Below are 24,342 nucleotides of genomic sequence, written 5' to 3'. Positions count from 1 at the left end.
GATTTAATAGTATAATCTTTAGCGAGGTTTAAGGAGAAAATATGGCTAGGCAGAATATTTATTTAGATCATAATGCAACAACCCCCTTGCATCCTCAAGTTGAAAAGGCCTTAAGGGAGTCGCTAGGGCTTTTTGGTAATCCCTCAAGTCTTCATGCAACCGGCAGGCGTGCTCGTGGCCAGATTGAGGAAGCCAGAGTAGGTATTGCTTCTTTTCTTGGAGCTGAAAGCGCTGAGATTATATTTGTCGGTAGTGGTTCAGAAGCTAACAATACAGTTTTATCTATTTTTTCTTGCCCCTCTTCGCATTGTACTTCTTTACGTGGTGGTCGTACCGAGATCGTCACAACTGCCATCGAACATCCTTGTATATTAGAAACAGCAAAATGCTTGGAAGAAAAAGGTACTAAAATTTTATATCTTGATGTTAACTCTCAAGGCAAAATCAATCTCGAAAGTTTAGAGAAAATGCTTAGTGAGAGGGTTGGTTTAGTTTCAGTGATGATGGCTAATAATGAAATTGGTACAATTCAAGATATTAAAACGATTGCAAAAATAGCTCATTCTAGGGGGGCACTTTTTCATACTGATGCAGTTCAGGCAGTAGGAAAAATTCCAATAGATGTAAAGGAGTTAGACGTTGATTTTTTAACTCTTTCTGGACATAAAATATACGGGCCTAAAGGAATTGGTGCTTTGTACGTAAAAAGAGGGGTTCCTTTTTGTCCTTTAATCAGGGGTGGCCATCAGGAAAGAGGTCGCCGGGCCGGAACTGAAAATACTTTAGGAATAATCGGATTAGCTAAGGCGATAGAGATGCGGACTAAAGAGATGAAGCCAGAAGAGGAGCGTTTATTAAAATTAAAAGCAATTCTCAAAGAAGCAATAGAGAAGAATATTTCTGATATTTATTTTAATGGTCATCCTAGTGATTGCATTCCCGGTACCTTAAACGTATCGTTTGCTGGTGCCGAAGGAGAGGCAATTTTGCTTTATCTTGATTTAGAGGGCATAGCTATTTCAACTGGTTCGGCCTGCGCTTCTGGTTCGCTTGATCCGTCACATGTTTTATTAGCAACTGGCCTAGGAGCTGAATATGCTCATGGTTCAGTGCGAATTAGTTTGGGAAGAGATACGAGCGCTAAAGATATAGAATATGTAGCTAAAGTCCTTCCGAAAGTAATAAAAAAGATAAGAGATATGTCGAGTGCTTATCAAGGAAGTGATGAATAATGACTAATCCAGAATGGGTATATAGTGAGAAGTTAAAGGCACATTTTACTAATCCTAAAAATGTTTTAGAAGATGAAGCTGCTTATCAGGCAGACGGCAAAGGCATAGTCGGAAACATAAAGTGTGGCGATCAGATGGTTGTGGTCATTAAGGTTGACAAGGAAACTAATAAAATTATTGATTGTAAGTGGAAGACTTATGGCTGCGCTAGTGCTATTGCCTCAACTTCAATTTTGTCAGAGATGGCCAAGGGAATGACTTTAGATCAGGCCTCTGAACTTTCACCTAAGGATATTGCTAAGGAACTTGGCGGTTTACCGGAACATAAAATACACTGTTCGGTTTTAGGCGATAAGGCTTTGAGAGCTGCAATCAGTGACTACTATCAGCGCCAGGGATTGGTTGATAAAATCGAAAAAGAAAAAGCTAAGATTATCTGTCAATGTATGAATGTTACTGACATTGAGATCGAACAGGCTGTTTTAGAAGGTACCCGTAGCTACTATGAGTTGCAAGAGAAAACAAAACTTGGTACAGTCTGTGGTCAATGTAAAGATGAAGCCACGGCTCTTCTAGAACAATATTTAAAGAAGCATTTTGGGAATTAGATAATAATTGAGGAGGTGAGATATGAATATTATAATCAAATTTATGCTGCGTCCAGTTACGCATTGCAAAGAAGGTTGTTCTAAGATGTCCCGGGTAAGACGTTAAACTGCCTACCTTGTATTCATAATAGTTTATTAATTATTTTAGGAGAGGCTCAATGGATAATAAATCAGTTTCAGTTGAGAAGGCTTTACTGGGAAAAGTAACCCGCTTAAGCGAGTTAATTGAATACCAAGAAGGTTCAGTGGTCAGTCGTACTTTAATTAAAGGTGAGACCGGAACAGTTACTGTGTTTGCCTTTGATAAAGACCAAGGTTTAAGTGAGCATACTGCTCCTTTCGATGCTTTGGTTGGTGTTATTGATGGTGAAGTTGAAGTTATGATTTCTAATGAACCGCACATTTTGAACAAAGGTCAAATTATTATTATGCCGGCCAATAAACCCCACGCTCTGCGCGCTTTAACCAAGTTTAAGATGATTTTAACTATGATTCGTTCATAGCCTCTTAGATGAAAACTAGCAACAAAAATCTAGACTATGCAATATTAGAAGCTTTAAGGGGTGGATCCGGCTACTCTTCTGGGGAAGAACTAGCCAAAAAGTTAAAGATTAGTCGTCAGGCTCTCTGGAAACACATCTTAAATCTTACTGAAAAAGGTTATGAAATTACAGCTGTACCTCATCGAGGTTATAGTTTAGTTTCAGTGCCGGATAAATTCTATCCTGAAGAGATAAAGCATAATCTAAAGACAAAGCTCATAGCCAGACAAATTCATTACTATGATAGCTTAGGTTCTACTCAAGATTTTGGTCGAGAGCTCGGTTTAGATGGAGCACCGGAGGGAACAGTTGTATTTGCTGAAACTCAAAAAAAAGGAAAAGGCCGCCTGATGCGTAAATGGATCTCTCCATCAGGGGGAATTTACTTTTCTTTGTTGTTGAGGCCGAGTTTTTTTCTTTTGGGCGATGTTTCACAAATTAGTTTGGTTATTGCCTTAGCTGTAATCAAGGCCATTAAGAAAGCCACCGGCATTAATTGTCAAGTTAAATGGCCCAATGATATTATTCTTGCGGGTAAAAAGTTAGGTGGAGTACTTTGTGAGATTAACGCTGAGACCGATAGAGTGAATTTTATAGTAGTTGGAGTAGGAGTAAATATTAACTCAAAAGATTTACCGCCGGAAGCAACCTCATTACTTCTTAATACTAGAAAGAAGTTTAAGCGGGTCGAAATTGCTAGAGCCATACTTGGAGAAATTGAAACTTGCTACAGAGAGGCCAAAAAAGACAGTTTTTCTAGTTTGCTTAAAGAATGGAGTAAATTTTGTGTTCTTTGGGGCAAACGCATAAGGGTTAAGATTTTTGACCGGATGATTGAAGGAGAAGCCCAAGGAATTGATGAAAAGGGCTATTTACTTTTGCGTAGCAATAATGGGCTTATCACTAAGGTTTCAGCCGGGGATATTATAAAAGTAATTGTAAACTAACTATCTAATTTGGTTGACAAATAAATTAGCCTTAATATAATGATAGTTAGTGGGAAAAGAAGATTTAAGCCTATTGCAATCACCGCTTTCCGAATTACTTATTCAAGCCAATAAAATCAGGCAAAAGTTTTTGGGTCAAGAGCTAGAGCTTTGTTCGATTTTAAACGCTAAATCCGGATCTTGTGGCGAAGACTGTAAGTTTTGCGCCCAATCTCATAAGCATCGAATTGATATTTCTACTTATCCACTTAAAACTAAACAAGAAATCATAGCCGCAGCTAAAGCGGCTAAGGCTATTGGAGCTAAAAAGTTTGGAATTGTTACCAGCGGTAATCGCTTAACAGCCGAAGAGCTAGCGGTGATAATTTCAAGTATCGTTGAGATAAAAGATAATTTTGATATTACTGTTTGTGGATCTTTAGGGGCATTGCCTAAGTCTGATTTAGAAAAATTAAAACAGTCTGGATTAGTTCGCTATCATCATAATATAGAAACTTCAGAAAATTTTTATCCTCGAATTGTTTCTACTCACAGCTTTAAGGAAAGAGTTGATACTATAAAAGCAGCAAAAGAGGTTGGCTTAGAAGTTTGTAGCGGCGGAATAGTTGGCATGGGTGAGAGCTGGCAGGATAGATTTGATATGGCTTATATTTTAAAAGAGCTTAATGCTGATTCAGTGCCAATAAATTTTTTGGTTCCGATTAAAGGAACACCCCTAGAGTCAATTAAGCCAATAACTTATGAGGATGCGATAAGGACAATATGTATTTTTAGAATAATTTTAAAAGATAAGATTATCAAGATAGCGGCTGGTCGGGAAACAATATTAAAGGATCATCAGAGTCAAGGTTTTATGGCTGGAGCCAATGGTATGTTGATTGGTGGCTATCTCACGGTTAAGGGTCAGAAGCCAAAAGAAGATTATAAGTTGATTAAGCAAATAGAGGATTTATGGAGAAAATAGAAGATTTTTTTAAAATACAAAAAGATAATAATCTCCTGAGGACTTTAAGTCCGGCCAGTCTTAGATTGAAAGGGACTATTTGGATTGACTCTCGGGAGTATGTTGATTTTTCGTCGAACGACTACCTAGGTTTGTCCAGCCACCCTAAGCTAAAGGTGGCCTCAAAAAAGGCCCTGGATCAATTCGGTACCGGTTCCTCAGCCTCACGTCTTTTAAGCGGCGACTTAGAAATTTTCCATCAATTAGAGGAGAGACTAGCAGTATTTAAGGGTAAGCCAGCGGCTTTAGTTTTCAACTCTGGTTATCAGGCTAATTTAGGTATAGTCAGTGCTCTTTGGGGAAGAGGCGATGTTATTTTTTCTGATCGTCTAAGTCATGCCAGTATAATTGATGGGATAAGTCTTTCCGGTGCCAAATTATTTCGGTTTCAGCACAATGACTTAGATCATCTTAAGATGCTTTTAAAAAAAGAAAGAAATAAATTCAAGGCGGCGGCGATAATTACTGAGACTGTTTTTAGTATGGATGGTGACAAGGCTAACATTTCGGAAATTGTTATATTAAAAGATAAGTACAACTGTAAGTTAATGGTTGATGAAGCTCATGCTACCGGAATATTTGGCCAAAATGGCTCAGGTCTAGTTGAAGAATATAATTTAGCTGATAGAGTCGATTTAATAATGGGAACTTTTTCTAAGGCCTTGGGAAGTTTTGGGGCTTATCTTGCTTGCTCAGAAAAAGTAAAGCAATACTTAATAAATAAGTGTCGCAGTTTTATTTATTCTACAGCCTTGCCGGCTTCGGTCATAGCTTCCAACCTAGCTAGTTTAGATTTGGTAGCGACTGAGCCATTCAGGAGGAAAACCCTTCTTGATAATGCTGACTATTTTTATAATCAGCTAAAGAAACAGGGGCTTGAATTGAGAGGTGCTTCTCAGATAATACCTTGGATTGTCGGCGACAGTCAAAGATCGGTTAAAATAAGTCAGGAGCTTAAGTCTAGGGGCTATTGGGTTCTTCCGATAAGGCCACCTACTGTGCCTAAGAATGAGGCTCGCTTGCGGTTTTCGTTGACCAGCGAGCATAAAAAACAGATATTAGATAAGTTAATCAATGATGTCATTTCAATCAACAGACAGTTTTAAGTATATCGATCGAGGGAGTCGAGAATTGATGGTTTTAGTTCCTGGTTGGGCCAGCGACTATAGGATTTTTGATTCTTTAGATCTAAACTTTAATTATTTAATTCCTTTTTTTTGCTCTCCTTTTGATTTTGAACGGAAACTGCTTAAAGTAATTCGAGACAATAAGATAAGTCGCCTTTCTTTTTTTGGTTGGTCTCTGGGAGGACTTTTAGCCGCAAATTTTAGTGCCAAGTTTCCTCAAATTGTAGATAAGCTTATTTTAGTAGGTATAAGAAATAAATATCCGGCAATTCAATTAGCAGAAATAAGAAATTTTCTTAAGCGAAGTAAAAAGGGGTATCTTTCTAGGTTCTACAGCCAGTGTTTTTCTAATCAAAAAACAAGTCTTAAGTTTAGAAAGGGTCTGATGAAAGATTATCTTAAGGATTTAGATTTATCTTTTTTGCTTGAAGGGTTAAATTACTTAGAGCAAACTGAAATAGATGTCTCGGGCTTAAGAGTTTTGAACCAGGTAGTAATTATCCAAGGCGAGAATGATAAAATCGTTCCTTTGGCCGAAGTTAAGGATATTAAAGATAACTTGCCTCAGGCGGAATTTATCTTAGTGAAAGGAGCCGGGCATGCAGTTTTTTTGGAAAAGGATGTAGCTGGATATTTATGATTAATAAGGAAATTGTAAGACGTAATTTTTCAAGGTATGCCAAGGTTTATGATTGTTATTCGACAGTCCAGGGCCTCTCTGGTTTAAAATTGATTAAAATAGCGGAGGCTAAAAAGTTTAATAAAATATTAGATATTGGTTGTGGAACTGGAAATTATACCAGCTTACTTAAGGAGTGTTTTCCCAAGGCGCAGATAAAAGCGATTGATATATCTAAAGAGATGGTTGGGGTTTCTAAAACTAAGTTGAGGAGTAAAGATATTGAATTCATTACTGCTGATGCTGAAACAACTGATTTTAACGAGGAATTTGATTTAATAAGTTCGAACGCAACTTTTCAGTGGTTTGATAATTTAGCCAGGGTTTTGAAAAAATATACTAAATTTTTAAAAGACGAGGGCCTGATTTTATTTTCTACTTTCGGTCCGAACACTTTTTGCGAACTTCAAAGTTCGTTGAAAGAGTTTTCTCAGAATAGTTCGCCATTACCTGCGGCTAATTTTCCGGACAAAGAGAAAATAGATAGTTTCCTTGAGGCTAGTTTAAGGAAAGTTAAGATAGAGGAAGAAACCTACAAAGAAAGTCATGGTTCGTTGAAGGAGCTATTAGAAAAAATAAAATATACCGGCGTCAGAGGCAGCTCTCGGCAGGGTTTTTGGACTAAGAGCAAAATTGCGGCAATTGAGAAAATATATTTAGCTAAATTTAACAAGATTAACGTGACTTATCAAGTTTATTTTTGTCGGGGGGTAAAATGAACGGTATTTTTGTAACTGGAACCGATACCGGAGTAGGCAAAACTATTGTAACTAGTTTGTTGGCAAGATTCTTAAAGGAAAAAAGTTATCGAGTTGCAACCCAGAAGTGGATCGAAACCGGATGCCGGAATCTAAATAAGCCCTGCCCTTTAACTAGAACCTATCGCTTTAAGTTTCCAGCTTCGCCACATTTAGCCGCTAGGAGCGAGAAGAGGAGCATTCAAGAAGTTAAGATCAAAAGAAGTTTTAAGCTTTTAGCTAAAAATTTTGATTTTGTAATAGTTGAAGGAATCGGTGGAGCTTTAGTGCCTTTTAGCAAAAAAAGATTGGTAATTGACATCGCCAAAGATCTAAATCTCCCTACAATAGTCGTTGTAGCTAATAAATTAGGGGCTATCAACCATACTCTTTTGACCATTGAGGCAATAAGGAAAAGAAAGATGAAAATAATCGGCCTGGTTTTTAATAATTTAAAGCCAAAAGAAAACAAGATTGTAGTAAAAGATAATCCTCAGATAGTAAAAGCAATTAGCCAAGAAAAGATCTTAGGTATTTTGCCTTACTCTAGAAGTAAGAATTTTTTGTATAAAAAATTTATTCCTATCGGAAAAAAGTTGATATGAATCATTGGATAAAAAAAGATTCAAAATATATTTGGCATCCTTATACTCAGATGAAGGATTGCCGTAAATACCCACCGATTTTAATTGCTCGGGCAAAAGGAGTAAAGCTCTACGATGTAAAGGGTAAGTCTTATTACGATACTATTTCCAGCTGGTGGTGCAATATTCACGGTCATAACCATCCTAAAATAAATTCAGCGATAACTAAGCAGCTAAAGTTTTTGGATCACACTTTGTTTGCTGGATTTACCCATCGGTCGGCCATTGAGTTAGCTGAAAAGTTAGTTTCAATTACTTCGAGTAATCTTACTAAGGTTTTTTACTCTGATAATGGTTCAACCGCAGTAGAAGTAGCACTTAAGATATCTTTTCAGTATTGGCAGAATCTAGGCAAGATAAATAAGACAAAGTTTATTTCACTCGATCATGGTTATCATGGCGATACTATCGGTGCAATGAGTGTGGGTGGGGTAGATTTATTTAATCAGATGTTTAAACCTTTATTTTTTAAGAGTTTTAAGGTTCCCTCGCCTTATTGCTACCGTTGCCCTTTAAATAAAGAAAGATCAACTTGTAATATGGAATGTGCTAATACTCTTGAGCAGTTGTTAAAGAAAAAAAGCCGGGAAGTGGCTGCGATAATTTTAGAGCCGTTAGTTATGGCTGCCGGGGGAATGATTATTTATCCTGAACAGTATTTGAAAAAAGTATCCCGGCTTGCTAAAAAATATAAGGTTCATTTGATTTTAGATGAAGTTGCAACTGGTTTTGGCCGAACCGGAAAGATGTTTGCTTGTGAACATACAAAGACAAAGCCAGACTTTATTTGTCTTTCCAAAGGAATAACCTCTGGCTATCTGCCTTTAGCGATAACCTTAACTACTGAAAAAATATTTAAAGCTTTTTGTGCTGACTATGAAAAGAAGAAAACTTTTTATCATGGCCATACCTATACTGCTAATCCAATCGCTTGTTCAGCTGCCTTAGCTAGTTTAGCTTTGTTTAAACAAGAGCGGACATTAGAGAGAGTTAACCAGTTGTTGCCAGAATTTCATAAAGGGCTAGAAAATTTTCGAGAACTAAAATTGGTTGGAGACCTGCGTTATAAAGGAATGATTGGGGCTTTAGAGTTAGTTAAGAACAAGAAAACCAAAAAACAGTTTAGCTTTAAGGAGAGAATTGGTCTTAAAATTTATCGGGAAGGCTTGAGGCAGGGGGTTATCCTGCGCCCTTTAGGTAATATCGTATATTTTTATTTACCTTTATCAATAAAGATTAGCGATTTACGGAACATTTTAAAAAAGACTTACCGAATAATTAAATGTCTTTAAGTTTTTTGTCGATTATGGCTATTCTTTATTTTGTTGACAAAATCACTCCTAGGTGTTTAATATTTGCTTAAACTAATTAATCCTTTTATTTAATCTATGTTAGAACAATTTAGCGCTTTTTTATCCAAAGTCTCATTGCCCCATCTGAATATGTTATTTCTTTTAGGTCTAGCTCTTTTTGGCGGAACTATCGGAGGTCGGCTATTCCAAAAACTGAAAATACCCCAAGTGGTAGGTTATATAGCTATTGGTTTAGCTATTGGAGAATCAGGCTTAGGAATGGTTGACCAAAGTGTAGTTTCGGCTTTACAGCCGTTTAACTATTTTGCCTTAGGTTTAATTGGTTTCATGGTTGGCGGTGAGTTAAAAAAAGAAGTATTTTCTAAATATGGCCGACAGATGATGACTATTCTTTTTTGTGAAGGCATTGGCCCTTTTCTTCTGGTTAGCTTATTGATTGGTTTTGCTGGTTTGTTTTTATTTGGAGATTGGAGAATGTCTTTTGCTATGGCTTTGCTTTTTGGTGCTATTGCTTCAGCTACTGACCCGGCTACAACCACCGAAGTATTGCGTGAGTACAAAACTCGCGGACCTCTGACTCGTTCTATTTTGGCCATAGTCGCCTTAGATGATGGTCTGGCCCTGTTACTTTTTGTTATTGCTTCAAGCATTGCCGGAGCCCTAATCGGCAAAGTAAATACTACTTTTTGGACCGCTTTTCTTTGGCCTTTGTATGAGGTAGGCGGGGCTATTATGGTGGGTTGCCTTTCCGGATTAGGGTTAATTAGTATTCTTAAGAAGTATTCCGAAGAAGCTAGGCTGCTGGCTTTTTCTGTCGGCATAGTGTTGTTAGTTGCTGGTTTATCTCTGGCTATACATGTGGATATGCTGTTAGCGGTAATGACTTTGGGAGTGATTGCCACTAACTACAGCCCGCGCAAAAGTAAAGACGTTTTTAAACTGGTTGGAGCCTTTACTCCACCGATATATGTACTTTTTTTTGTTCTGGTGGGTGCAAAATTAAATCTTGGCCAGATGGTTCCTTCGACGGTTCTGCTGGTAGGAATATATGTAGTTGGCACTATGCTCGGAAAAACATTTGGCGCTCGTTTTGGTGCCCGTATTTCCGGAGCACCGAAAACAGTTCAGCGTTATCTACCTTTAGGTTTATTTAGCCAGGCTGGGGTAGCTATTGGTTTATCTATTTTGGCCGCTCAATACTTCCCTGGCGATATTGGTAATACCATAGTCATAGTTATTACCGGCACTACTTTTATTTTGCAATTGGTCGGTCCGGCCCTAACTAAATTAGCAATGATTAAAGCCAAAGAAGTTGGCTTGAATATTAGTGAAGAGGATTTGATGGACAAGACTTTGGCCGCAGAAGTAATGGATAAGAATCCGCCATTAATATATAAAAATACACCTTTAGCTGAAATTTTGAATATTTTTAGCGCAAGCGACAATTCACATTATCCGGTTGTCGATAAGAATAAAAAACTTCTTGGTATCATTAGCATTGATAATATAAGAAACATATTTATGGCTACTGGTTTAAATGATTTACTTTTAGCCGTAGATTTTATGGAACCCCCGGTGGACTCAGTTCGGCCGGAGTCATTATTACTCTCGGTTAAGGAGTTAATTGATAGGTATAATCTTGAATACGTGCCGGTTACGAATAACGCAGGGGTCATGGAAGGTTTTATCGAAAGGCGATCCTTGAAAAAATTCATTTCAACTAAAGTAATTGAACTCCAGCGACAAGTTGATTCTTTAGAAAACGCTAGTTAACCCTCCCGATTATTATTAGATATTTTGTTGACAGTTTTTGGGTTTAGAGTATAATTGAGACTCAGTCTCAATAAACAGAAGAGTTATGGATTTATTGTTAAAGCATAATATTCGAAGTACCCAAGCCAGAGCTGAAATCGCTAAGTTGATTTTTTCTTTGAGAAAGAGACATTTTTCCGCCGAAGATGTTTTAAGAAATCTTCGGCGGAAAAATAGTAAGGCTTCTCGAGCTAGCACCTTCCGGACCCTTAAGCTTTTTTACGAAAAAGGAATCTTAGAGGCAATTGATTTAGGTAAAGGCTTTAAGATCTATGAAGTTTCCGGTAACGATAAGCATCATGATCACCTTTATTGCTTACGCTGCGGGAAGATAATCGAATTTGAGGATAAAAATATAGAAAAATTACAAGATCAAGCTTGTCGCAAAAAAAGCTTCAAAGCTTTTAAGCATACTTTAAGGATTGTTGGTATTTGTAAGGAGTGTAAATAATGTTAAATTTAGTTGAACTAAAAGACGGCCAAGCGGCAAAGGTAGTGAGTATAGATGGAGGCAAGAATTCTCAGGAGAAACTTAAAAACTTAGGCCTTAGGGAAGGGGTAATAGTTAAAAAAATTAGAGGTATGTTTACCCATGGTCCAATAATTGTAAAAGCCGGTCAAACCGAGATTGCTCTCGGTCGTGGCCTGGCGGTGAAAGTTATCGTAGGTGAGTTATGAAAGTAGTTTTAATTGGAAATCCTAACGTAGGCAAAAGCGTAATTTTTTCGCGTCTAACCGGAACAAAGGTGATTGCTTCTAACTATCCAGGAACCACAGTTACCTTTACTAAAGGTACCATGAAATTTTTTAACATTGAAGCCGAGATAATTGATACCCCGGGTACCTATAGCTTAAAGCCTACCAGTAAAGCAGAAAAGGTATCAGTAGAGTTGCTTAAAGAGGCAGATTTAATTATTAACATAATTGATGCTACCAATCTAGAAAGGAATCTTTATCTAACTTTAGAGTTGATTCGAAAAACCGATACACCAATGCAGGTGGTGCTTAATATGTGGGATGAAACAAAGCATAAAGGTATTGAGATTAACAAAGTTAAACTAGAGAAATTATTAGGTGTTCCGGTAGTGGCTACCTGTGCGCTTAGCGGTGAAGGAATTAAGGACTTAGTCCAAAGAATCGATCAGGCAAGCACCTCTCCTTTAAAGAAGGTTAAAAATCCGATTTGGGTTGAGATTGGCGATTTAGTTTCCCAAGTTCAGAAACTCACTCATCGTCATCATAGCTTTCTAGATATCTTGCAAGATTTAAGCATTAAACCTCCGTTTTCTTTTTTTATTGCCGGCTTTATCGTGTTTTTATCATTTTTGATAATTAGGTTTCTTGGTGAAGGGTTAATTAACTATGTTTTTAATCCTTTTTTCAATAATATTTATACTCCCTTAATTATGAAGCTAAGTCTTTTATTAAAGGAGGGGAGCTTCCTTCACGATATTTTTATCGGCAATCTAATCGAGGGGAGTATAGACTATGGTGTTTCTTTTGGTATTTTGACTACCGGGTTATATGTTCCAGTAGCAATGGTTTTACCTTACATTTTTAGTTTTTATTTGATTCTAGGAGTATTAGAGGATTGGGGTTATTTGCCGAGATTGGCAATTCTAGGTGATAGAATTTTTCACCGTCTAGGGTTACATGGCTATGCTATTGTTCCGATGATTTTAGGTTTAGGATGCAATGTGCCGGGAGCTTTAGCCACCCGTTTGTTTGAGGAAAGAAGGGAAAAATTCATCTCAGCTACTCTCTTGGCAATCGCTGTTCCCTGTATGGCTCAGACAGCGATGATTATAAATATTTTGGGTCGTTTTGGCGGCCAGTACATAGCGATTGTTTTAGGGACTTTGTTTTGTCTTTGGTTAATCTTGGGTTGGTTGCTTAATGCTTTTACTAAAGGTATAAGTCCGGAAATATTATTAGAAATTCCTCCCTATCGCCGGCCGCATTTAGTTGGCGTGTTAAAGAAACTCTGGATTAGGATAAGCGGATTTTTAAGAGAAGCCTTACCTTTAGTGCTTTTGGGAATATTGGTAGTAAATGTTCTTTTTTTTCTAAAGATAATTGACTTTTTAGCAGTTATTCTTTCACCTTTAGTTACTCGTCTTTGGGGATTGCCTAAAGAGGCAATCGGAGCACTGGTGATTGGTTTTTTAAGAAAGGATGTGGCTGTAGGAATGCTTAGGCCGCTTGATTTAAGTTTAAGACAGCTGATTGTCGGATCAACAGTGCTGGCAGTATACTTTCCTTGCATCGCTACTTTTGTCGTATTAATTAAGGAGTTAGGTATTAAGGATATGTTAAAATCAGTTTGTATTATGCTTATAGTGGCTGTTTTGGTTGGTTTTGGTTTAAATGTCATTCTTTCTTTGAGTGGAGTGTAAAATGGAAGTAAGAGTTAAATTACAATTTTCAAAGGGTAAAGAGTCTCAGTTTGGTCAGGCAAATTTTTTGGAAGTATTGCTTTCGGCTTTGGGAGGTTGTATTGGAGTATATGCTAATAAATATTTGGAGCGCCATGCGATAGCATTTACAAAGCTTGAAATTATGGTGACTGGTGAATTAACCACTGAAAGCCCGGCCAGGATTGTTGACATCAAGGTTAAAGTAGACACCGATGCTCAGTTAGGAGATAAAAAAGAGGTATTCTTGAGGTTTATTCACAATTGCCCGGTGCACAATACTCTTCTAAATACCAAGGAAGTAGAGATCGATTTACTCTAGAAAGGAAGACCCGTCGCAACCAGAAGTATTTAATTCCTCAAACCCTTCCCGGCAGCTGGAAAATTTCAAACCATAACTCAAGGTAACATTGCGCACTTTTTCTATTAACTCTTTTCTAATTTTAAAGGGCAGGTAAATATACTGATTTTTTCGTTGACCTTGTTTTAAGTAAAGTTCTTCCCAGAGTTTTTTAAATTGGTTAAAACCAGCGATCATTTTTTTAAAATTGTCTGGCTTGGTTTTGTAAGTTGAGGTAATAATTTGTTTTGCTCCGACAGTTTTTAAATTTTTTATCATATCCTCAATTTTCTCTGTAGTTAAGGGATAGATTAAAGGGTCTAGTCGCACAGCTATTGGAATTTTTTTAGCGAGCAGTTTAATTGTTTTTAAGCGTTCCTTTACTGTTGAGGCTCCTGGTTCAAGTTTCTTAGCCAACTTTTCATTAGGAGTAGTTAAAGAAATGCAAGCAACAATCCTTTGTTTACGATTAATAGCTTCTAATATTTTTATATCGCGTAAAATCAATGACGACTTTGTAACTAGGTTTATTTTTAAATCGTAGTTTTTTAATATTTCTAAAGTTTTCCTGGTTAGCTGTAATTTTTTTTCTAAAGATTGATAGGGGTCAGAGGAATTAGCGATAGTTATAGTTGATCCAGGAGTAATTTTTTTAACTTCGGTTTCAAGCTTTTTTAAAAAGTCTTTTTTAGGCCGTGGTGAGTCAAACTTTCTTATATATGATGAGGCATAACAGTAGAGACAACCATGTGAGCAACCCGTATAGGCTGATAAGCTATATTTAGTTGGACAGGTGCAAAGTTTGCTTTGCCAAGGGTCAAAAGGAGTAATTAAATTCATGGTGTTATTTCTATATTCTAATAAATGACCTATTTAGTCAATAGGCTAAAAAAAGGTTGATTTCTCTAGATGGTTGGTTATAATAACGGGTCTTTTTAATTTGTTAAGGTAGAAGCTAAAAAGGTAATAAAATAAAGGATTTTGTGAGGTGAAAGATGGCTCGACAAGTTGAACTAAAAAAAGTAAGAAATATTGGGATTATGGCTCATATTGATGCTGGGAAGACTACGCTTACCGAAAGAACTCTTTTTTATACTGGACGGTCGCACAAGATTGGTGAGGTTCATGACGGAGCAGCCCAGATGGACTGGATGAAGCAGGAGCAAGAGCGGGGAATAACTATAACTTCAGCGGCTACAACCTGTTTTTGGAAGGAGCATCGAATAAATATTATTGATACTCCTGGTCACGTTGATTTTACGGTGGAGGTCGAAAGGTCATTGCGTGTTCTCGATGGCGCGGTTGCTTTATTTTGTGCTGTTGGTGGAGTTGAGCCACAGTCAGAGACGGTCTGGCGACAGTCAGATAAATATAGTGTTCCTAAAATAGCTTTTGTTAATAAGATGGATCGGGTTGGAGCTGACTTTTTTGAAGTATTAAAGAGCATCGAGTTTGATTTAGGAGCCAATGTAATTCCTTTGCAAATTCCGATTGGGGCTGAAGATAATTTTCGCGGCATAATCGATCTCATGGAGATGAAGGCCTATATTTATGATAATGATTCTTTAGGAAAAAACTTTCATATTGAAGATATACCTCAGGAACTTTCTGAGTTGGCTAAAAAGTATCACCATATTATGGTTGAAAAAGCTGTTGAGTTGGAAGATTCGCTGATGGAGAAGTATCTTGAATCTGAAGATAAAATAAGTGCTGATGAATTGATTCCAGCTATAAGAAAGGGAACTATTGCTAATCAAATCGTTCCAGTCCTTTGTGGTTCGGCATTTCGCAATAAAGGTGTTCAGAAATTACTTGATGCAGTAATACTTTATTTGCCGGCTCCCAGTGACCAGCCAACCATTAAGGGACATGAACCGGGAAATGCCGATAAGATTATCGAAAGGCACCCTAAAGACGATGAACCTTTCTCAGCGCTTGCTTTTAAGGTTCAGGCTGATCCACATATGGGTAAGTTAGTTTATTTTAGAGTTTATTCCGGCAAGCTGGATGCAGGAAGCTATGTTCTTAATGTTACCAAGGAACGTAAAGAACGAGTAGGAAGAATTTTACAGATGCATGCTAACCAACGCGAGAATAGATCAACGATTTATGCCGGTGATATTGCTGCCGCAATTGGTTTTGATCATACGGTAACCGGCGATACACTTTGCGATCCTGATCATCCCCTCTTGCTTGAGGCTATAGAATTCCCGGCTCCGGTTATGTCAATTAGTGTTAAGCCTGAGAGCCGTGATGATCAAGATAAAATCGGCAAGGCTTTATTAAAGCTAGCTGAAGAAGACCCCACTTTTACTGTGCATAGCGATAAAGAGACTGATGAGACCATTATTTCAGGAATGGGAGAACTACATTTAGAGGTTATAGTTGATCGCTTAAAACATGAATTTAGTGTACAGGCGATAGTTGGCCAACCTAAGGTAGCTTACCGGGAGACAATTTTAACTAAAGTTACTCAAGAATATAAACATCAAAAGCAGACTGGCGGCCGTGGTCAATATGGACATGTTGAGATGGAGATCATCCCAACTGCTCCCGGAGAAGGCTTTGAGTTTAAGAATAGCGTTGTTGGCGGTAGAATCCCTAAGGAGTATATACCAGCAGTAGAGAAAGGTGTAATCGGTGCGATGCAGAAAGGGGCTTATGCTGGATATCCGGTAGTTGACGTTAAGGTGAACCTCATTGATGGTTCATATCACGATGTTGATTCTTCAGAGTTAGCTTTTAAATTGGCGGCAGCTCAGTGTTTTAAGAAGGGTTTTTTAAAGGGCGCTCCAGTATTGCTTGAGCCGTGCATGTCGCTTGAGGTGACTACGCCTGAAGAGTTTGTTGGTAATGTTGTCGGGAATATCTGTTCACGTCGTGGTAAAGTTTTAGGTATCGAGACTAAGGCCAATCAACAGATTATTTCAGCCGAGGCTCCTTTAGCCGAGATGTTTGGCTATGCAACTGCTTTACGTTCTCTAAGCAGTGGTCGCGGCAACTATACTATGCATTTTGAAAAGTATGTTGAGGTCCCTTCATCTATATCTGAGAAGATATTAGAAGAGAGGCAAAAAAAAGATAAGAAATAGAATACCTTTCTATGGTATAATAAATTTATGATTTTAAATTTTATCGCTTGGCTTTGGATCATTTTGGGAATTTTGTTTTTTATTTGGCCGCAGCTACTTCAGAAAAGACTGCGTAAAAAGAGTTTCAAAAAAATTAAAAGAGTTTTATTTTTTATAACCCTTTTTTTGGCCTCGAGTTTAATTTCAGTTTCTTTTAAAGCCTTTGGGCTCATTCCTAAGTTGATCGCTCTAATCGGAATCATCGGAGTTTTTAAAGCCTTTTTTATTCTAAAAAGCAAAGCTGCTGATAAGTTAATCGAATGGTCCTCAAACCAGCCGCTAATTTTATTTAGGGTCGGGGGCATAGCTTATATTTTAATAGGTTTTATTATCCTTAAGCTACCCAAATAAGCCCCTATAGCCTTATAAAATTTATCTTTCTCAAAGCCTCCTTTATGCTATAATAAAAAACTGATGCTTCAATAGTTAGTCAAAAGAGTCTAATTTTGGCTATTTTTTTGCAGATTGAAGGTGGCCGGTTATGAACAATATATCAAAAAAAGTTAGTTGGGAAATAGTTAAAAAGATATTTTTTCCGGTTTGTCTTTTTGGTTGTTTTCTCGGCAGTTATATTTTCTATCGGCTAAAAATTTCGAGTTATATCTCATTGGACTTACATAATAGTTTAAAGAAGTACTCAGCCACTGTACTAATTCTGATTATAGGCTTTATTGTTCAGAGAGTGATCGGGGCAATAACCGAATGGTACAAAGAAAACGTAGCCGCTAAAACTAAAACTCGTCTTGATGATGAGTTAATTCCGCTTGCCCGCAGAGTGCTTAAAATAATCACTTGGATTATTGCTCTTTTAATAATTTTGCCACTTTATGGTATTAATATAAGCGCCCTTATCACTACTTTAGGCGTGGGTTCTTTAGCGATTGCTTTAGCCGCTCAGGATACAATAGCTAATATTATTTCTGGGTTCATGATTATGATTGATCAACCTTTTCGGATTGGCGATTCAATTAAGATCCCTTCTGGCGAAGTGGCTGAAGTTCTTGAAATTGGTGTCCGAAGGTCAAAATTTCTAGCTCAGGATAAAGCTATAATTATTGTTCCTAATTTAGATTTAAGTAAAAGTAAGATTATTAATTATACTTACGGAGAAGAAAGGAAAATCAATGGGCTTTAAGGGGGCAATTTTTGACTTAGACGGGGTTATTGTTCATACGGTGTCTTTGCATTTTAAAGCTTGGCAAAAGATGTTTTCTGAATACGGTAAGGAGTTTAGCTTTGAAGATTATAAGCAAAAGGTAGATGGCATTCCAAGAATTAGCGGTGCCCGGGCAGTTCTTACCGATCTATCTGATCAGGAACTTATGGTCGCGGCAGCTCGAAAACAGATTTATTTTCTTGAATTTTTAGAGAGAGACGGCGTAGAGGTCTATCAGAGTACTATAGATTTGGTAAAGGAGCTAAAAGCCCAAAATATAAAAGTAGCGGTGATTTCTTCGAGCAAAAACTGTCTTTTTATTTTAAAGCGAGTCGGCGTTGATAGTTTGTTTGATGTTATTCTTACTGGTAATGATGTTAAAAAAGGGAAACCAGAGCCGGATGTATTTCTTTTAGCTGCCGAAAAACTAAATTTGACTTCTGATGTTTGCCTTGTATTTGAAGATGCTGTTTTAGGTATTGAGGCGGCAAATCGAGCTAAGATGAAATCGATAGGGATTGATCGTTATCAAAAACCGGAGCGCCTTTCAAAAGCAGATATAGTTTGTTCTGACCTTTCAGAGCTTAACTTTCAAAAGCTTGAAGGGTTATTTTCTTAAAATACTGATTATGAAAAATATTTATTCTACTTACACAGCTGATGACCTTTGGTTAATTAAAGAAACTGAATTTTCCAAAGATATTCAGAATATCCGTGAGGCGCAGTTTGCTTTAGGCAATGGTTATTTAGGTTCACGAGGAATCTATGAAGAAATTCCTTATGATTCTTCGCCAGCAACTTTTATCGCTGGGCTTTACGATAAGATGGCCGCTCAAGTAAGCGAGATGGTTAATTTACCGAATCCGATTAATTTTAAATTTTCGGTTGAAGGTGAAAAAATCGATGCTGTTGCCATGGATGTTGTTAGACATCGGCGTACCTTGAATATGAAAAAGGCCCTTTTAGTCAGAAATACCTTATATCAAGACGTTAAAAAAAACCGCTATGAATATCAATCTTTACGGTTTCTTTCTCAGCATAACAAAAATATCGGTGTTATGCAGACAGTGCTTACCCCGCTCGATTCGGCTTGCACGGTTGATGTTAATACGGGAATCGATACCTCAGTTTCTAATGCCGGAGTTTTAAGCGAAGGCAGGAAAAAACATTTTCGAGTTAAAGAATTGGGTCAGCATCGCCGGGCTGGGTATTTGGTCGCTGAAACTTTTGATAAAAAGTATACTATTGTTTATTGGGCCGGATTTTACTATACAATTGACGGAAAAAAAATAGTAGCTGAGGATAATGTTTTTCGCCTTAAGCTTAAAAAAGGCCAAACGGTAGTTTTTACTAAGGTTTTTTGTATTAAACATTTTCCTTACAAAAGCAGTTATCTGGTTCAAAAGAAAAATACTTTTGGTATATTCGATAAGGCTTTTAATAGTGATTTTTCCAGTCTGCTCAAAAATCATATCTTTGCTTGGGATAAGCTTTGGAGGAAGGCTGACGTTATTATTGAGGGAACAGCCAACCTTCAACAAAATATGCGGTTTAATATTTACCATATGCTTATTTGTGCGCACAGCGACAATGGCTTATCAAGCATAGGTGCTAGAACTTTAAGCGGCGAAGGCTATCGAGGGCATATTTTTTGGGATGCTGAGATTTTTCTTCTTCCTTTCTATCTTTTCACTTTTCCTAATATAGCCAAGAACATGTTAATTTATCGCTACAAGCGCCTAAATGCTTCTCGAGAGATCGCTAAGCAGAATGGGTATCGCGGTGCTCAGTTTGCTTGGGAGTCAGCCGATACCGGCCAGGAGGAGACTCCGGAGTGGGCCCATGATTTCGACCGTACAATTATTAAAATACATACCCACAAGATGGAACACCATATTACTGCCGACATAGCTTACGCAACCTATAAATACTATGTGGCCACTAAAGATGAGTCGTTCATGGATAGTTATGGCTATGAAATTATTGCTGAGAGCGCTCGCTTTTGGGCTTCTCGGGTAACCTATAACAGCAAAAATAAAAAATGTGATATTTGTCATGTGATTGGCCCAGATGAATTTCATGTAGATGTTAATAATAATGCTTTTACTAATATGATTGCTAAATGGAATCTAATTACAGCAGCTAAATTGTTGACTAGCCTAAAAACAAGATCCGGTTTTTATGAAAAATTAATAAAAAAGCTTGGGATTAATGATAAGGAGATACGTCAGTGGAAAAAAATTGCTTCACAAATAACTATAAGATTCAATAAGAAAAAAATTATTGAGCAATTTGATGGTTATTTTGGTCTTAAGAAAGTTGCTCTTAATCGAGCTGACGAAAATGGAATTTTGTTAATTCCAGCTACAATTAAAGCCAAGAATTTAAGCAAAACTCAGATCATTAAGCAGGCGGATGTTTTAATGTTGATGGTTTTGCTTGATGATGTTTTTAGCCCAGCTACTAAGGAGGCGAATTATGATTTTTATATTTCGCGAACAGTGCATAAGTCATCCTTAAGTGCTCCGATGCACGCTTTGATTGCTTGTGAGGTTGGTGATCTTCATCGCGCCTACAATCTTTTTAATGTTTCTTTGCGTACGGATATCAGTAATCTTTATGGGAATACTCCCGAAGGAATGCATGCTGCTTCTTTAGGCGGAACCTGGCAAGCTTTGGTTTTTGGTTTTGCTGGGATTAAAATTAAAAAGGAAGAGCTGTCGATTAGTCCTCGGATGCCACATTCTTGGCGAAAGTTAGTTTTTAGTTTAAGCTGGAAAGGAGATAATTTACAACTTGAAGTAACTAATTCTTTAGTTAAATTAAAGATAAATTCTTCAAAGCATAAGCAAGTTAAAATTGTTATTTTTGGTAAATTAATTAATGTTAAAACTAACATGACCCATAATTTCAAAAGTGGGCCTAATGGGTTTAAAAAGGAGGATTACTATTAGTATGAATAAAAAGAAGCTTAATATTTCTCATTTTCATTGGGGGTTTCCTCCGATAATTGGGGGAGTTGAAACTCATCTGACCATATTGCTTCCGGAATTAGTAAAAATGGGCCATCGGGTGAGTCTTTTGACTTGTTCAGTTAGTGGTTTAAGCGGCGAACAGGACTATGAAGGGGTTAGTATTTTTCGGACCCCGCTGATGGATTTAAACTGGTTGTTTAAGCGTGGCTTATCTGGCCTTGAAGATGAAATCGAAGAGCTGTTTTTTAATTTTTTAGAGAAAAACAAACCTGATGTTGTCCATGTCCACAATATGCATTATTTTAGCAAGATACATATTAAGACCCTTGAGAAAATGTGTCAAAAAAGAGGTATCCCGTTAATTCTTACCGCCCATAACGTTTGGGACGACATCCTTTATTTAGAGTTAACCCACAAGACAAATTGGTCACATATTATTGCAGTAAGCCATTTTATAAAAAAAGAAATGATTGGTATTGGTGTTGACGATGTTGAGATTACTACTATTCATCACGGGGTTGATCAGGATAGGTTTAAGCCGGGGGGCAGTACAAAAAAAATATTAAAAACTTATCCGCAGCTAAAAGGAAAAAATATTATATTTCATCCGGCGAGAATTGGCCTAGCTAAAGGTTGTGATACTAGTATTAAGGCTGTGAATATCGTTCGACAAAAAGACCCGAACGTGATTTTGGTCTTAGCTGGTTCAAAAAATATTATTGATTGGGGCGGGACTCAAGAGAAAGACATTGCTTACTTGGTAGATTTAGTGAAGCATTTCAAAATGGAGAAAAACATATTGATTAATATGTACACTTTAGATGAGGTTAAAGAACTTTATGAATTAAGTACGCTTTGTTTTTACCCTTCGACCGCTTGTGAGCCTTTTGGCCTTACCATGCTTGAAGCAATGTCAATGGCTAAACCGATAATAGTTACTGACATGGGTGGTATGCCAGAAATCATTAAAGATGGAATAAATGGGTTCATTGTTAAAATGAAGGATTTTGAAGCTTTGGCCGCAAAAGCTTGCCAGTTGCTTGAAGATAAAAAGTTAGCTCATCGTTTTGGCTATACTGGACGGCAAATTGTTGAGTCACAATACACCAAAGAAGACGTTGCTAAAAATACTTTAGCAGTTTATCAAAAAACTTTAGCTAAAGCTTAAAAATATTTTTTTTTACAGTTTAAAAATTATGCTAAGAGCCTGGAGCAAAAAAACAGTTCTTGATCTATTAAAGAAAAGATTTTCTGACTATTCTTTTGTGGTTGCGTCTAATCGCCAGCCTTATGTTCATAAATTATTTCGAGGTAAAATTGAATGCAGCCGTGGACCAGGCGGAGTAATTACTGCCCTTGACCCGATAATGCGTGAATTGAAAGGTACCTGGGTTTGCTGTAGCAGTGGCGATGGGGACAAGTTAGTAGCTAAAAATGCTAAGGTAAAAGTACCACCGGAAAACCCCTCTTATGATTTACGCTATATTTGGCTTAGCAAGGAAGAAAACCTAGGGTATTATTATGGATATTCTAACCAGGGGCTTTGGCCGCTTTCGCATTTAGTTTTTGTCCAGCCTGACTTTAGTAATGAGCATTGGAAGATTTATAAACAGGTTAATAAAAAGTTTGCTCAAAATATCAATAAAGAAATAAAAGGCAAAAAGGCGATCGTCTTTGTCCAGGATTATCATTTAGCTTTAGTCAGTAAGTATTTAAAGGAAATAAATCCCGAGGCGATTACTCTTATGTTTTGGCATATTCCTTGGCCGACTTATGATGTTTTTAGAATTTTACCTCAGAAACAGGAGTTGCTAGATGGACTGCTCTCTTACGATATGATCGGTTTTCATATCAATTATTTTTGTAATAATTTTTTCGATGCTGTCGCTAATGAAATTGAAGCTAAGATCAATAAAGAGCGGCAATTAGTGGTGTATAAAGGACGTAAATCTTTAGTTCGCGCTTACCCAATCAGTGTCGATTTTGACGGTATCAACAAAACTGCCCAAAGCCCGAAAGTTGAAGAATTAGCCAAGTCTCTTTATGAAGAATTCGGGCTAAAAAATTATAAAGTGGTTGTCGGTTTAGATCGTATCGATTATACCAAAGGTATTGTTGAAAGGATTCAGGCCGTGGATAAGTTGTTAGATAAATATCCGGAGTTAAAAGAAAAGATGGTTTTTATCCAGATGGGAGAAATATCGCGAATTCACCTTTCTCAATATAAACAACTTAATGAAACGGTCAACGCTTTAGTCGAAGAAGTTAATTTTAAGCATTCTCAGAATTCCTGGAAACCAATCGTCTTTCTACGTCGTCATCTTAATTTTGAAGAAGTGGTAGCTTTTTATAAAATAGCTGACACCTGCATTGTTACTTCACTTCATGACGGAATGAACTTGGTAGCTAAGGAGTTTGTTTCAGCCAAGGCCGACGATAAAGGAGCTTTGGTTTTAAGTCGATTTACCGGCGCCAGCCGCGAGCTCCGGGAAGCCTTTTTGGTGAATCCTTATAATACTGAAGAAACCAGCGAAGCCATCTATAAGGCACTTACCCTTAATGATTTAGCAAGGAAGAAAAGAATGAGAAAGTTGCGTCAGATTGTTCAACGTAACGATATCTGGAAATGGATTGGTCAAATAGTTTCAGAAATCCCCCAAGAAGAGTGATAAAACTCACCAAAGAATATTTAAGCAAAGTTTTAAAGAGCAGAAAGAGAGTTTTTATCTTTTTTGATTACGACGGAACTCTTTCGCCGATAGTTCGAAATCCTCACTTAGCAAGGGTTCCTCTTTCGACAAAAAAAAGCTTAAAAAAACTGGCTGGAAACCGACGGTTTGTAGTTGGCATAATTAGCGGAAGATCGCTTAGGGATGTTAAAAAAAGAGTTGGTTTAAAAGATATTTTTTATGCCGGTGGGCATGGCTTGGAGATAGAGTATAAGAAAAAGGTACTATTAAATCCTAAGCTGCAAATAAAATCTAGAGCGGTTATAAAAAAAGCAAAATCGCAGCTGGCTAAAAGTTTAAATGATATCGGTGGAGTTGTTATAGAGGATAAGGGGGCAATCCTGGCAGTGCATTATCGCAAGGTGCTTTTGAGCAAGCAGAGAACAGTTATTAAGATATTTAAAGAAACCAGTAAGCCCTTTTTAAAGGCCAAGCTTCTTAAAATTGGTTCCGGAAAAAAAGTTTTAGAGCTAAGACCAAATATAGCATTTAGTAAGGCTGATAGCGTTCAGTTTTTTCATAAAAAGCTTAGAAAGGCAAAGAACGATCTTACATTATTTTTTGGTGATGACTTAACCGATGAAGATGTATTCAAACTGCTTAAAGATCCTGATTTGGGGGTAAGGATCGGTAGATCTAAAAGCTCTAAGGCTAAATATTATTTAGCTAATCCGCGAGAGCTCACCCAGCTTCTTTTTGGCGTTAGCCGCCTTTCTTAACTCATTGGATAAAGGTAGTTTATGTATTTTTTGTCTTAGTTTAGACGAAAAAACCTTGCTAATTCAGTTATCTTATGATAAGTTAGGTGTCAAAATAAAGGAGATGATACGATAATTGTTCAATGATAGTTGGTGAAAACTCTGGATTATCAGTAGAATAAATAGATAGTCACAGAGTAGATAGGTTATAGGTTGTATTGTTTTTCTGGGGCTTAATTGACCCCGTAAAGGAGA

General features: G+C 37.2%; 24 protein-coding genes. 22 read left to right on the top strand and 2 right to left on the bottom strand.

Annotated elements, in window-relative coordinates; all coding sequences use genetic code 11:
* Positions 1-41: 41 nt before the first annotated feature.
* From K9L86_04275 to K9L86_04205, 15 genes are all read left to right on the top strand, one after another.
* On the top strand, positions 42-1,232 hold the full coding sequence (locus K9L86_04275) for a cysteine desulfurase (protein ID MCF7908069.1): 1,191 nt from the start codon (positions 42-44) through the stop codon (positions 1,230-1,232).
* On the top strand, positions 1,229-1,840 hold the full coding sequence (locus K9L86_04270) for an iron-sulfur cluster assembly scaffold protein (GenBank protein ID MCF7908068.1): 612 nt from the start codon (positions 1,229-1,231) through the stop codon (positions 1,838-1,840). The genes K9L86_04275 and K9L86_04270 overlap by 4 nt, the downstream gene beginning before the upstream one ends.
* A gap of 158 nt (positions 1,841-1,998) precedes the next feature.
* On the top strand, positions 1,999-2,343 hold the full coding sequence (locus K9L86_04265) for a cupin domain-containing protein (protein ID MCF7908067.1): 345 nt from the start codon (positions 1,999-2,001) through the stop codon (positions 2,341-2,343).
* Positions 2,344-2,351: 8 nt separating this feature from the next.
* Positions 2,352-3,329, top strand: a complete 978-nt coding sequence (locus tag K9L86_04260) for a biotin--[acetyl-CoA-carboxylase] ligase (GenBank protein MCF7908066.1) — start codon at positions 2,352-2,354, stop codon at positions 3,327-3,329.
* Between the two features lie 73 nt (positions 3,330-3,402).
* Entirely contained in the window at positions 3,403-4,293 is an 891-nt protein-coding gene (gene bioB / locus K9L86_04255; GenBank protein MCF7908065.1) for a biotin synthase BioB, read from the top strand.
* The gene (gene bioF, locus K9L86_04250; protein ID MCF7908064.1) at positions 4,281-5,438 is read left to right on the top strand and encodes an 8-amino-7-oxononanoate synthase; all 1,158 of its coding nucleotides are present in this window, start codon (positions 4,281-4,283) and stop codon (positions 5,436-5,438) included. Before bioB ends, bioF begins: the two co-directional genes overlap by 13 nt.
* The gene (locus tag K9L86_04245; GenBank protein ID MCF7908063.1) at positions 5,407-6,099 is read left to right on the top strand and encodes an alpha/beta hydrolase; all 693 of its coding nucleotides are present in this window, start codon (positions 5,407-5,409) and stop codon (positions 6,097-6,099) included. The genes bioF and K9L86_04245 overlap by 32 nt, the downstream gene beginning before the upstream one ends.
* A complete protein-coding gene (gene bioC, locus K9L86_04240) occupies positions 6,096-6,857 on the top strand; it encodes a malonyl-ACP O-methyltransferase BioC (GenBank protein ID MCF7908062.1) in 762 nt (253 codons plus the stop codon). Before K9L86_04245 ends, bioC begins: the two co-directional genes overlap by 4 nt.
* Positions 6,854-7,480, top strand: coding sequence for a dethiobiotin synthase (gene bioD / locus K9L86_04235; GenBank protein MCF7908061.1), 627 nt, complete (start codon positions 6,854-6,856; stop codon positions 7,478-7,480). The genes bioC and bioD overlap by 4 nt, the downstream gene beginning before the upstream one ends.
* Positions 7,477-8,811 carry an adenosylmethionine--8-amino-7-oxononanoate transaminase gene (gene bioA / locus K9L86_04230; GenBank protein MCF7908060.1) on the top strand — a complete coding sequence of 445 codons (1,335 nt, stop codon included), beginning with the start codon at positions 7,477-7,479 and terminating at the stop codon, positions 8,809-8,811. Before bioD ends, bioA begins: the two co-directional genes overlap by 4 nt.
* A 150-nt stretch (positions 8,812-8,961) precedes the next feature.
* A complete protein-coding gene (locus tag K9L86_04225; GenBank protein ID MCF7908059.1) occupies positions 8,962-10,605 on the top strand; it encodes a cation:proton antiporter in 1,644 nt (547 codons plus the stop codon).
* A gap of 85 nt (positions 10,606-10,690) precedes the next feature.
* Positions 10,691-11,095 carry a transcriptional repressor gene (locus tag K9L86_04220; GenBank protein MCF7908058.1) on the top strand — a complete coding sequence of 135 codons (405 nt, stop codon included), beginning with the start codon at positions 10,691-10,693 and terminating at the stop codon, positions 11,093-11,095.
* Positions 11,095-11,322, top strand: a complete 228-nt coding sequence (locus tag K9L86_04215; protein MCF7908057.1) for a ferrous iron transport protein A — start codon at positions 11,095-11,097, stop codon at positions 11,320-11,322. Before K9L86_04220 ends, K9L86_04215 begins: the two co-directional genes overlap by 1 nt.
* Positions 11,319-13,040 (top strand): ferrous iron transporter B, encoded by a 1,722-nt coding sequence (locus K9L86_04210; GenBank protein ID MCF7908056.1) that lies wholly within the window; start codon positions 11,319-11,321, stop codon positions 13,038-13,040. Before K9L86_04215 ends, K9L86_04210 begins: the two co-directional genes overlap by 4 nt.
* A gap of 1 nt (position 13,041) precedes the next feature.
* Positions 13,042-13,380, top strand: a complete 339-nt coding sequence (locus K9L86_04205; GenBank protein ID MCF7908055.1) for an OsmC family protein — start codon at positions 13,042-13,044, stop codon at positions 13,378-13,380.
* On the opposite strand, the gene K9L86_04200 is transcribed toward K9L86_04205, so the two are convergent.
* The gene (locus K9L86_04200; protein ID MCF7908054.1) at positions 13,372-14,238 is read right to left on the bottom strand and encodes a radical SAM protein; all 867 of its coding nucleotides are present in this window, start codon (positions 14,236-14,238) and stop codon (positions 13,372-13,374) included. The genes K9L86_04205 and K9L86_04200 overlap by 9 nt on opposite strands.
* Before the next feature lie 155 nt (positions 14,239-14,393).
* Here K9L86_04200 and fusA point away from each other — a divergent pair, with 155 nt between their 5' ends.
* Positions 14,394-16,490: an elongation factor G gene (fusA, locus tag K9L86_04195; GenBank protein MCF7908053.1), complete on the top strand. Its 2,097-nt coding sequence runs from the start codon at positions 14,394-14,396 to the stop codon at positions 16,488-16,490.
* A gap of 98 nt (positions 16,491-16,588) precedes the next feature.
* On the opposite strand, the gene K9L86_04190 is transcribed toward fusA, so the two are convergent.
* Entirely contained in the window at positions 16,589-16,834 is a 246-nt protein-coding gene (locus K9L86_04190; protein ID MCF7908052.1) for a hypothetical protein, read from the bottom strand.
* A gap of 176 nt (positions 16,835-17,010) precedes the next feature.
* Here K9L86_04190 and K9L86_04185 point away from each other — a divergent pair, with 176 nt between their 5' ends.
* The 6 genes from K9L86_04185 to otsB are packed head-to-tail and all read left to right on the top strand — an operon-like array spanning position 17,011 to position 24,108.
* The gene (locus tag K9L86_04185; protein MCF7908051.1) at positions 17,011-17,664 is read left to right on the top strand and encodes a mechanosensitive ion channel family protein; all 654 of its coding nucleotides are present in this window, start codon (positions 17,011-17,013) and stop codon (positions 17,662-17,664) included.
* A complete protein-coding gene (locus tag K9L86_04180) occupies positions 17,654-18,304 on the top strand; it encodes a beta-phosphoglucomutase family hydrolase (protein ID MCF7908050.1) in 651 nt (216 codons plus the stop codon). The genes K9L86_04185 and K9L86_04180 overlap by 11 nt, the downstream gene beginning before the upstream one ends.
* Before the next feature lie 10 nt (positions 18,305-18,314).
* Positions 18,315-20,639, top strand: coding sequence for a glycoside hydrolase family 65 protein (locus K9L86_04175; protein MCF7908049.1), 2,325 nt, complete (start codon positions 18,315-18,317; stop codon positions 20,637-20,639).
* 1 nt (position 20,640) lies between these two features.
* Positions 20,641-21,828 carry a glycosyltransferase family 4 protein gene (locus K9L86_04170; protein MCF7908048.1) on the top strand — a complete coding sequence of 396 codons (1,188 nt, stop codon included), beginning with the start codon at positions 20,641-20,643 and terminating at the stop codon, positions 21,826-21,828.
* A 28-nt stretch (positions 21,829-21,856) separates the two neighbouring features.
* The gene (locus tag K9L86_04165) at positions 21,857-23,329 is read left to right on the top strand and encodes a trehalose-6-phosphate synthase (protein MCF7908047.1); all 1,473 of its coding nucleotides are present in this window, start codon (positions 21,857-21,859) and stop codon (positions 23,327-23,329) included.
* Positions 23,287-24,108 (top strand): trehalose-phosphatase, encoded by an 822-nt coding sequence (gene otsB, locus K9L86_04160; protein MCF7908046.1) that lies wholly within the window; start codon positions 23,287-23,289, stop codon positions 24,106-24,108. The genes K9L86_04165 and otsB overlap by 43 nt, the downstream gene beginning before the upstream one ends.
* Positions 24,109-24,342: the final 234 nt, after the last annotated feature.

Source organism: Candidatus Omnitrophota bacterium (genome assembly GCA_021735655.1).
Taxonomy (GTDB): Bacteria; Omnitrophota; Gorgyraeia; order Duberdicusellales; family 4484-171; genus JAHKAJ01.
This window is presented reverse-complemented; position numbering and strand designations above follow the sequence as displayed.

Excerpts from the sequence above, each read along its gene's own strand:
- K9L86_04275 (MCF7908069.1), top strand. The coding sequence starts at position 42 with ATGGCTAGGCAGAATATTTATTTAGATCATAATGCAACAACCCCCTTG.
- K9L86_04265 (MCF7908067.1), top strand. The coding sequence starts at position 1,999 with ATGGATAATAAATCAGTTTCAGTTGAGAAGGCTTTACTGGGAAAAGTA.
- K9L86_04260 (MCF7908066.1), top strand. The coding sequence starts at position 2,352 with ATGAAAACTAGCAACAAAAATCTAGACTATGCAATATTAGAAGCTTTA.
- bioF (MCF7908064.1), top strand. The coding sequence starts at position 4,281 with ATGGAGAAAATAGAAGATTTTTTTAAAATACAAAAAGATAATAATCTC.
- K9L86_04245 (MCF7908063.1), top strand. The coding sequence starts at position 5,407 with ATGATGTCATTTCAATCAACAGACAGTTTTAAGTATATCGATCGAGGG.
- bioC (MCF7908062.1), top strand. The coding sequence starts at position 6,096 with ATGATTAATAAGGAAATTGTAAGACGTAATTTTTCAAGGTATGCCAAG.
- bioD (MCF7908061.1), top strand. The coding sequence starts at position 6,854 with ATGAACGGTATTTTTGTAACTGGAACCGATACCGGAGTAGGCAAAACT.
- bioA (MCF7908060.1), top strand. The coding sequence starts at position 7,477 with ATGAATCATTGGATAAAAAAAGATTCAAAATATATTTGGCATCCTTAT.
- K9L86_04225 (MCF7908059.1), top strand. The coding sequence starts at position 8,962 with ATGTTATTTCTTTTAGGTCTAGCTCTTTTTGGCGGAACTATCGGAGGT.
- K9L86_04220 (MCF7908058.1), top strand. The coding sequence starts at position 10,691 with ATGGATTTATTGTTAAAGCATAATATTCGAAGTACCCAAGCCAGAGCT.
- K9L86_04215 (MCF7908057.1), top strand. The coding sequence starts at position 11,095 with ATGTTAAATTTAGTTGAACTAAAAGACGGCCAAGCGGCAAAGGTAGTG.
- K9L86_04210 (MCF7908056.1), top strand. The coding sequence starts at position 11,319 with ATGAAAGTAGTTTTAATTGGAAATCCTAACGTAGGCAAAAGCGTAATT.
- K9L86_04205 (MCF7908055.1), top strand. The coding sequence starts at position 13,042 with ATGGAAGTAAGAGTTAAATTACAATTTTCAAAGGGTAAAGAGTCTCAG.
- K9L86_04200 (MCF7908054.1), bottom strand. The coding sequence starts at position 14,238 with ATGAATTTAATTACTCCTTTTGACCCTTGGCAAAGCAAACTTTGCACC.
- fusA (MCF7908053.1), top strand. The coding sequence starts at position 14,394 with ATGGCTCGACAAGTTGAACTAAAAAAAGTAAGAAATATTGGGATTATG.
- K9L86_04190 (MCF7908052.1), bottom strand. The coding sequence starts at position 16,834 with ATGCCCCCGACCCTAAATAAAATTAGCGGCTGGTTTGAGGACCATTCG.
- K9L86_04185 (MCF7908051.1), top strand. The coding sequence starts at position 17,011 with ATGAACAATATATCAAAAAAAGTTAGTTGGGAAATAGTTAAAAAGATA.
- K9L86_04180 (MCF7908050.1), top strand. The coding sequence starts at position 17,654 with ATGGGCTTTAAGGGGGCAATTTTTGACTTAGACGGGGTTATTGTTCAT.
- K9L86_04175 (MCF7908049.1), top strand. The coding sequence starts at position 18,315 with ATGAAAAATATTTATTCTACTTACACAGCTGATGACCTTTGGTTAATT.
- K9L86_04170 (MCF7908048.1), top strand. The coding sequence starts at position 20,641 with ATGAATAAAAAGAAGCTTAATATTTCTCATTTTCATTGGGGGTTTCCT.
- K9L86_04165 (MCF7908047.1), top strand. The coding sequence starts at position 21,857 with ATGCTAAGAGCCTGGAGCAAAAAAACAGTTCTTGATCTATTAAAGAAA.
- otsB (MCF7908046.1), top strand. The coding sequence starts at position 23,287 with ATGGATTGGTCAAATAGTTTCAGAAATCCCCCAAGAAGAGTGATAAAA.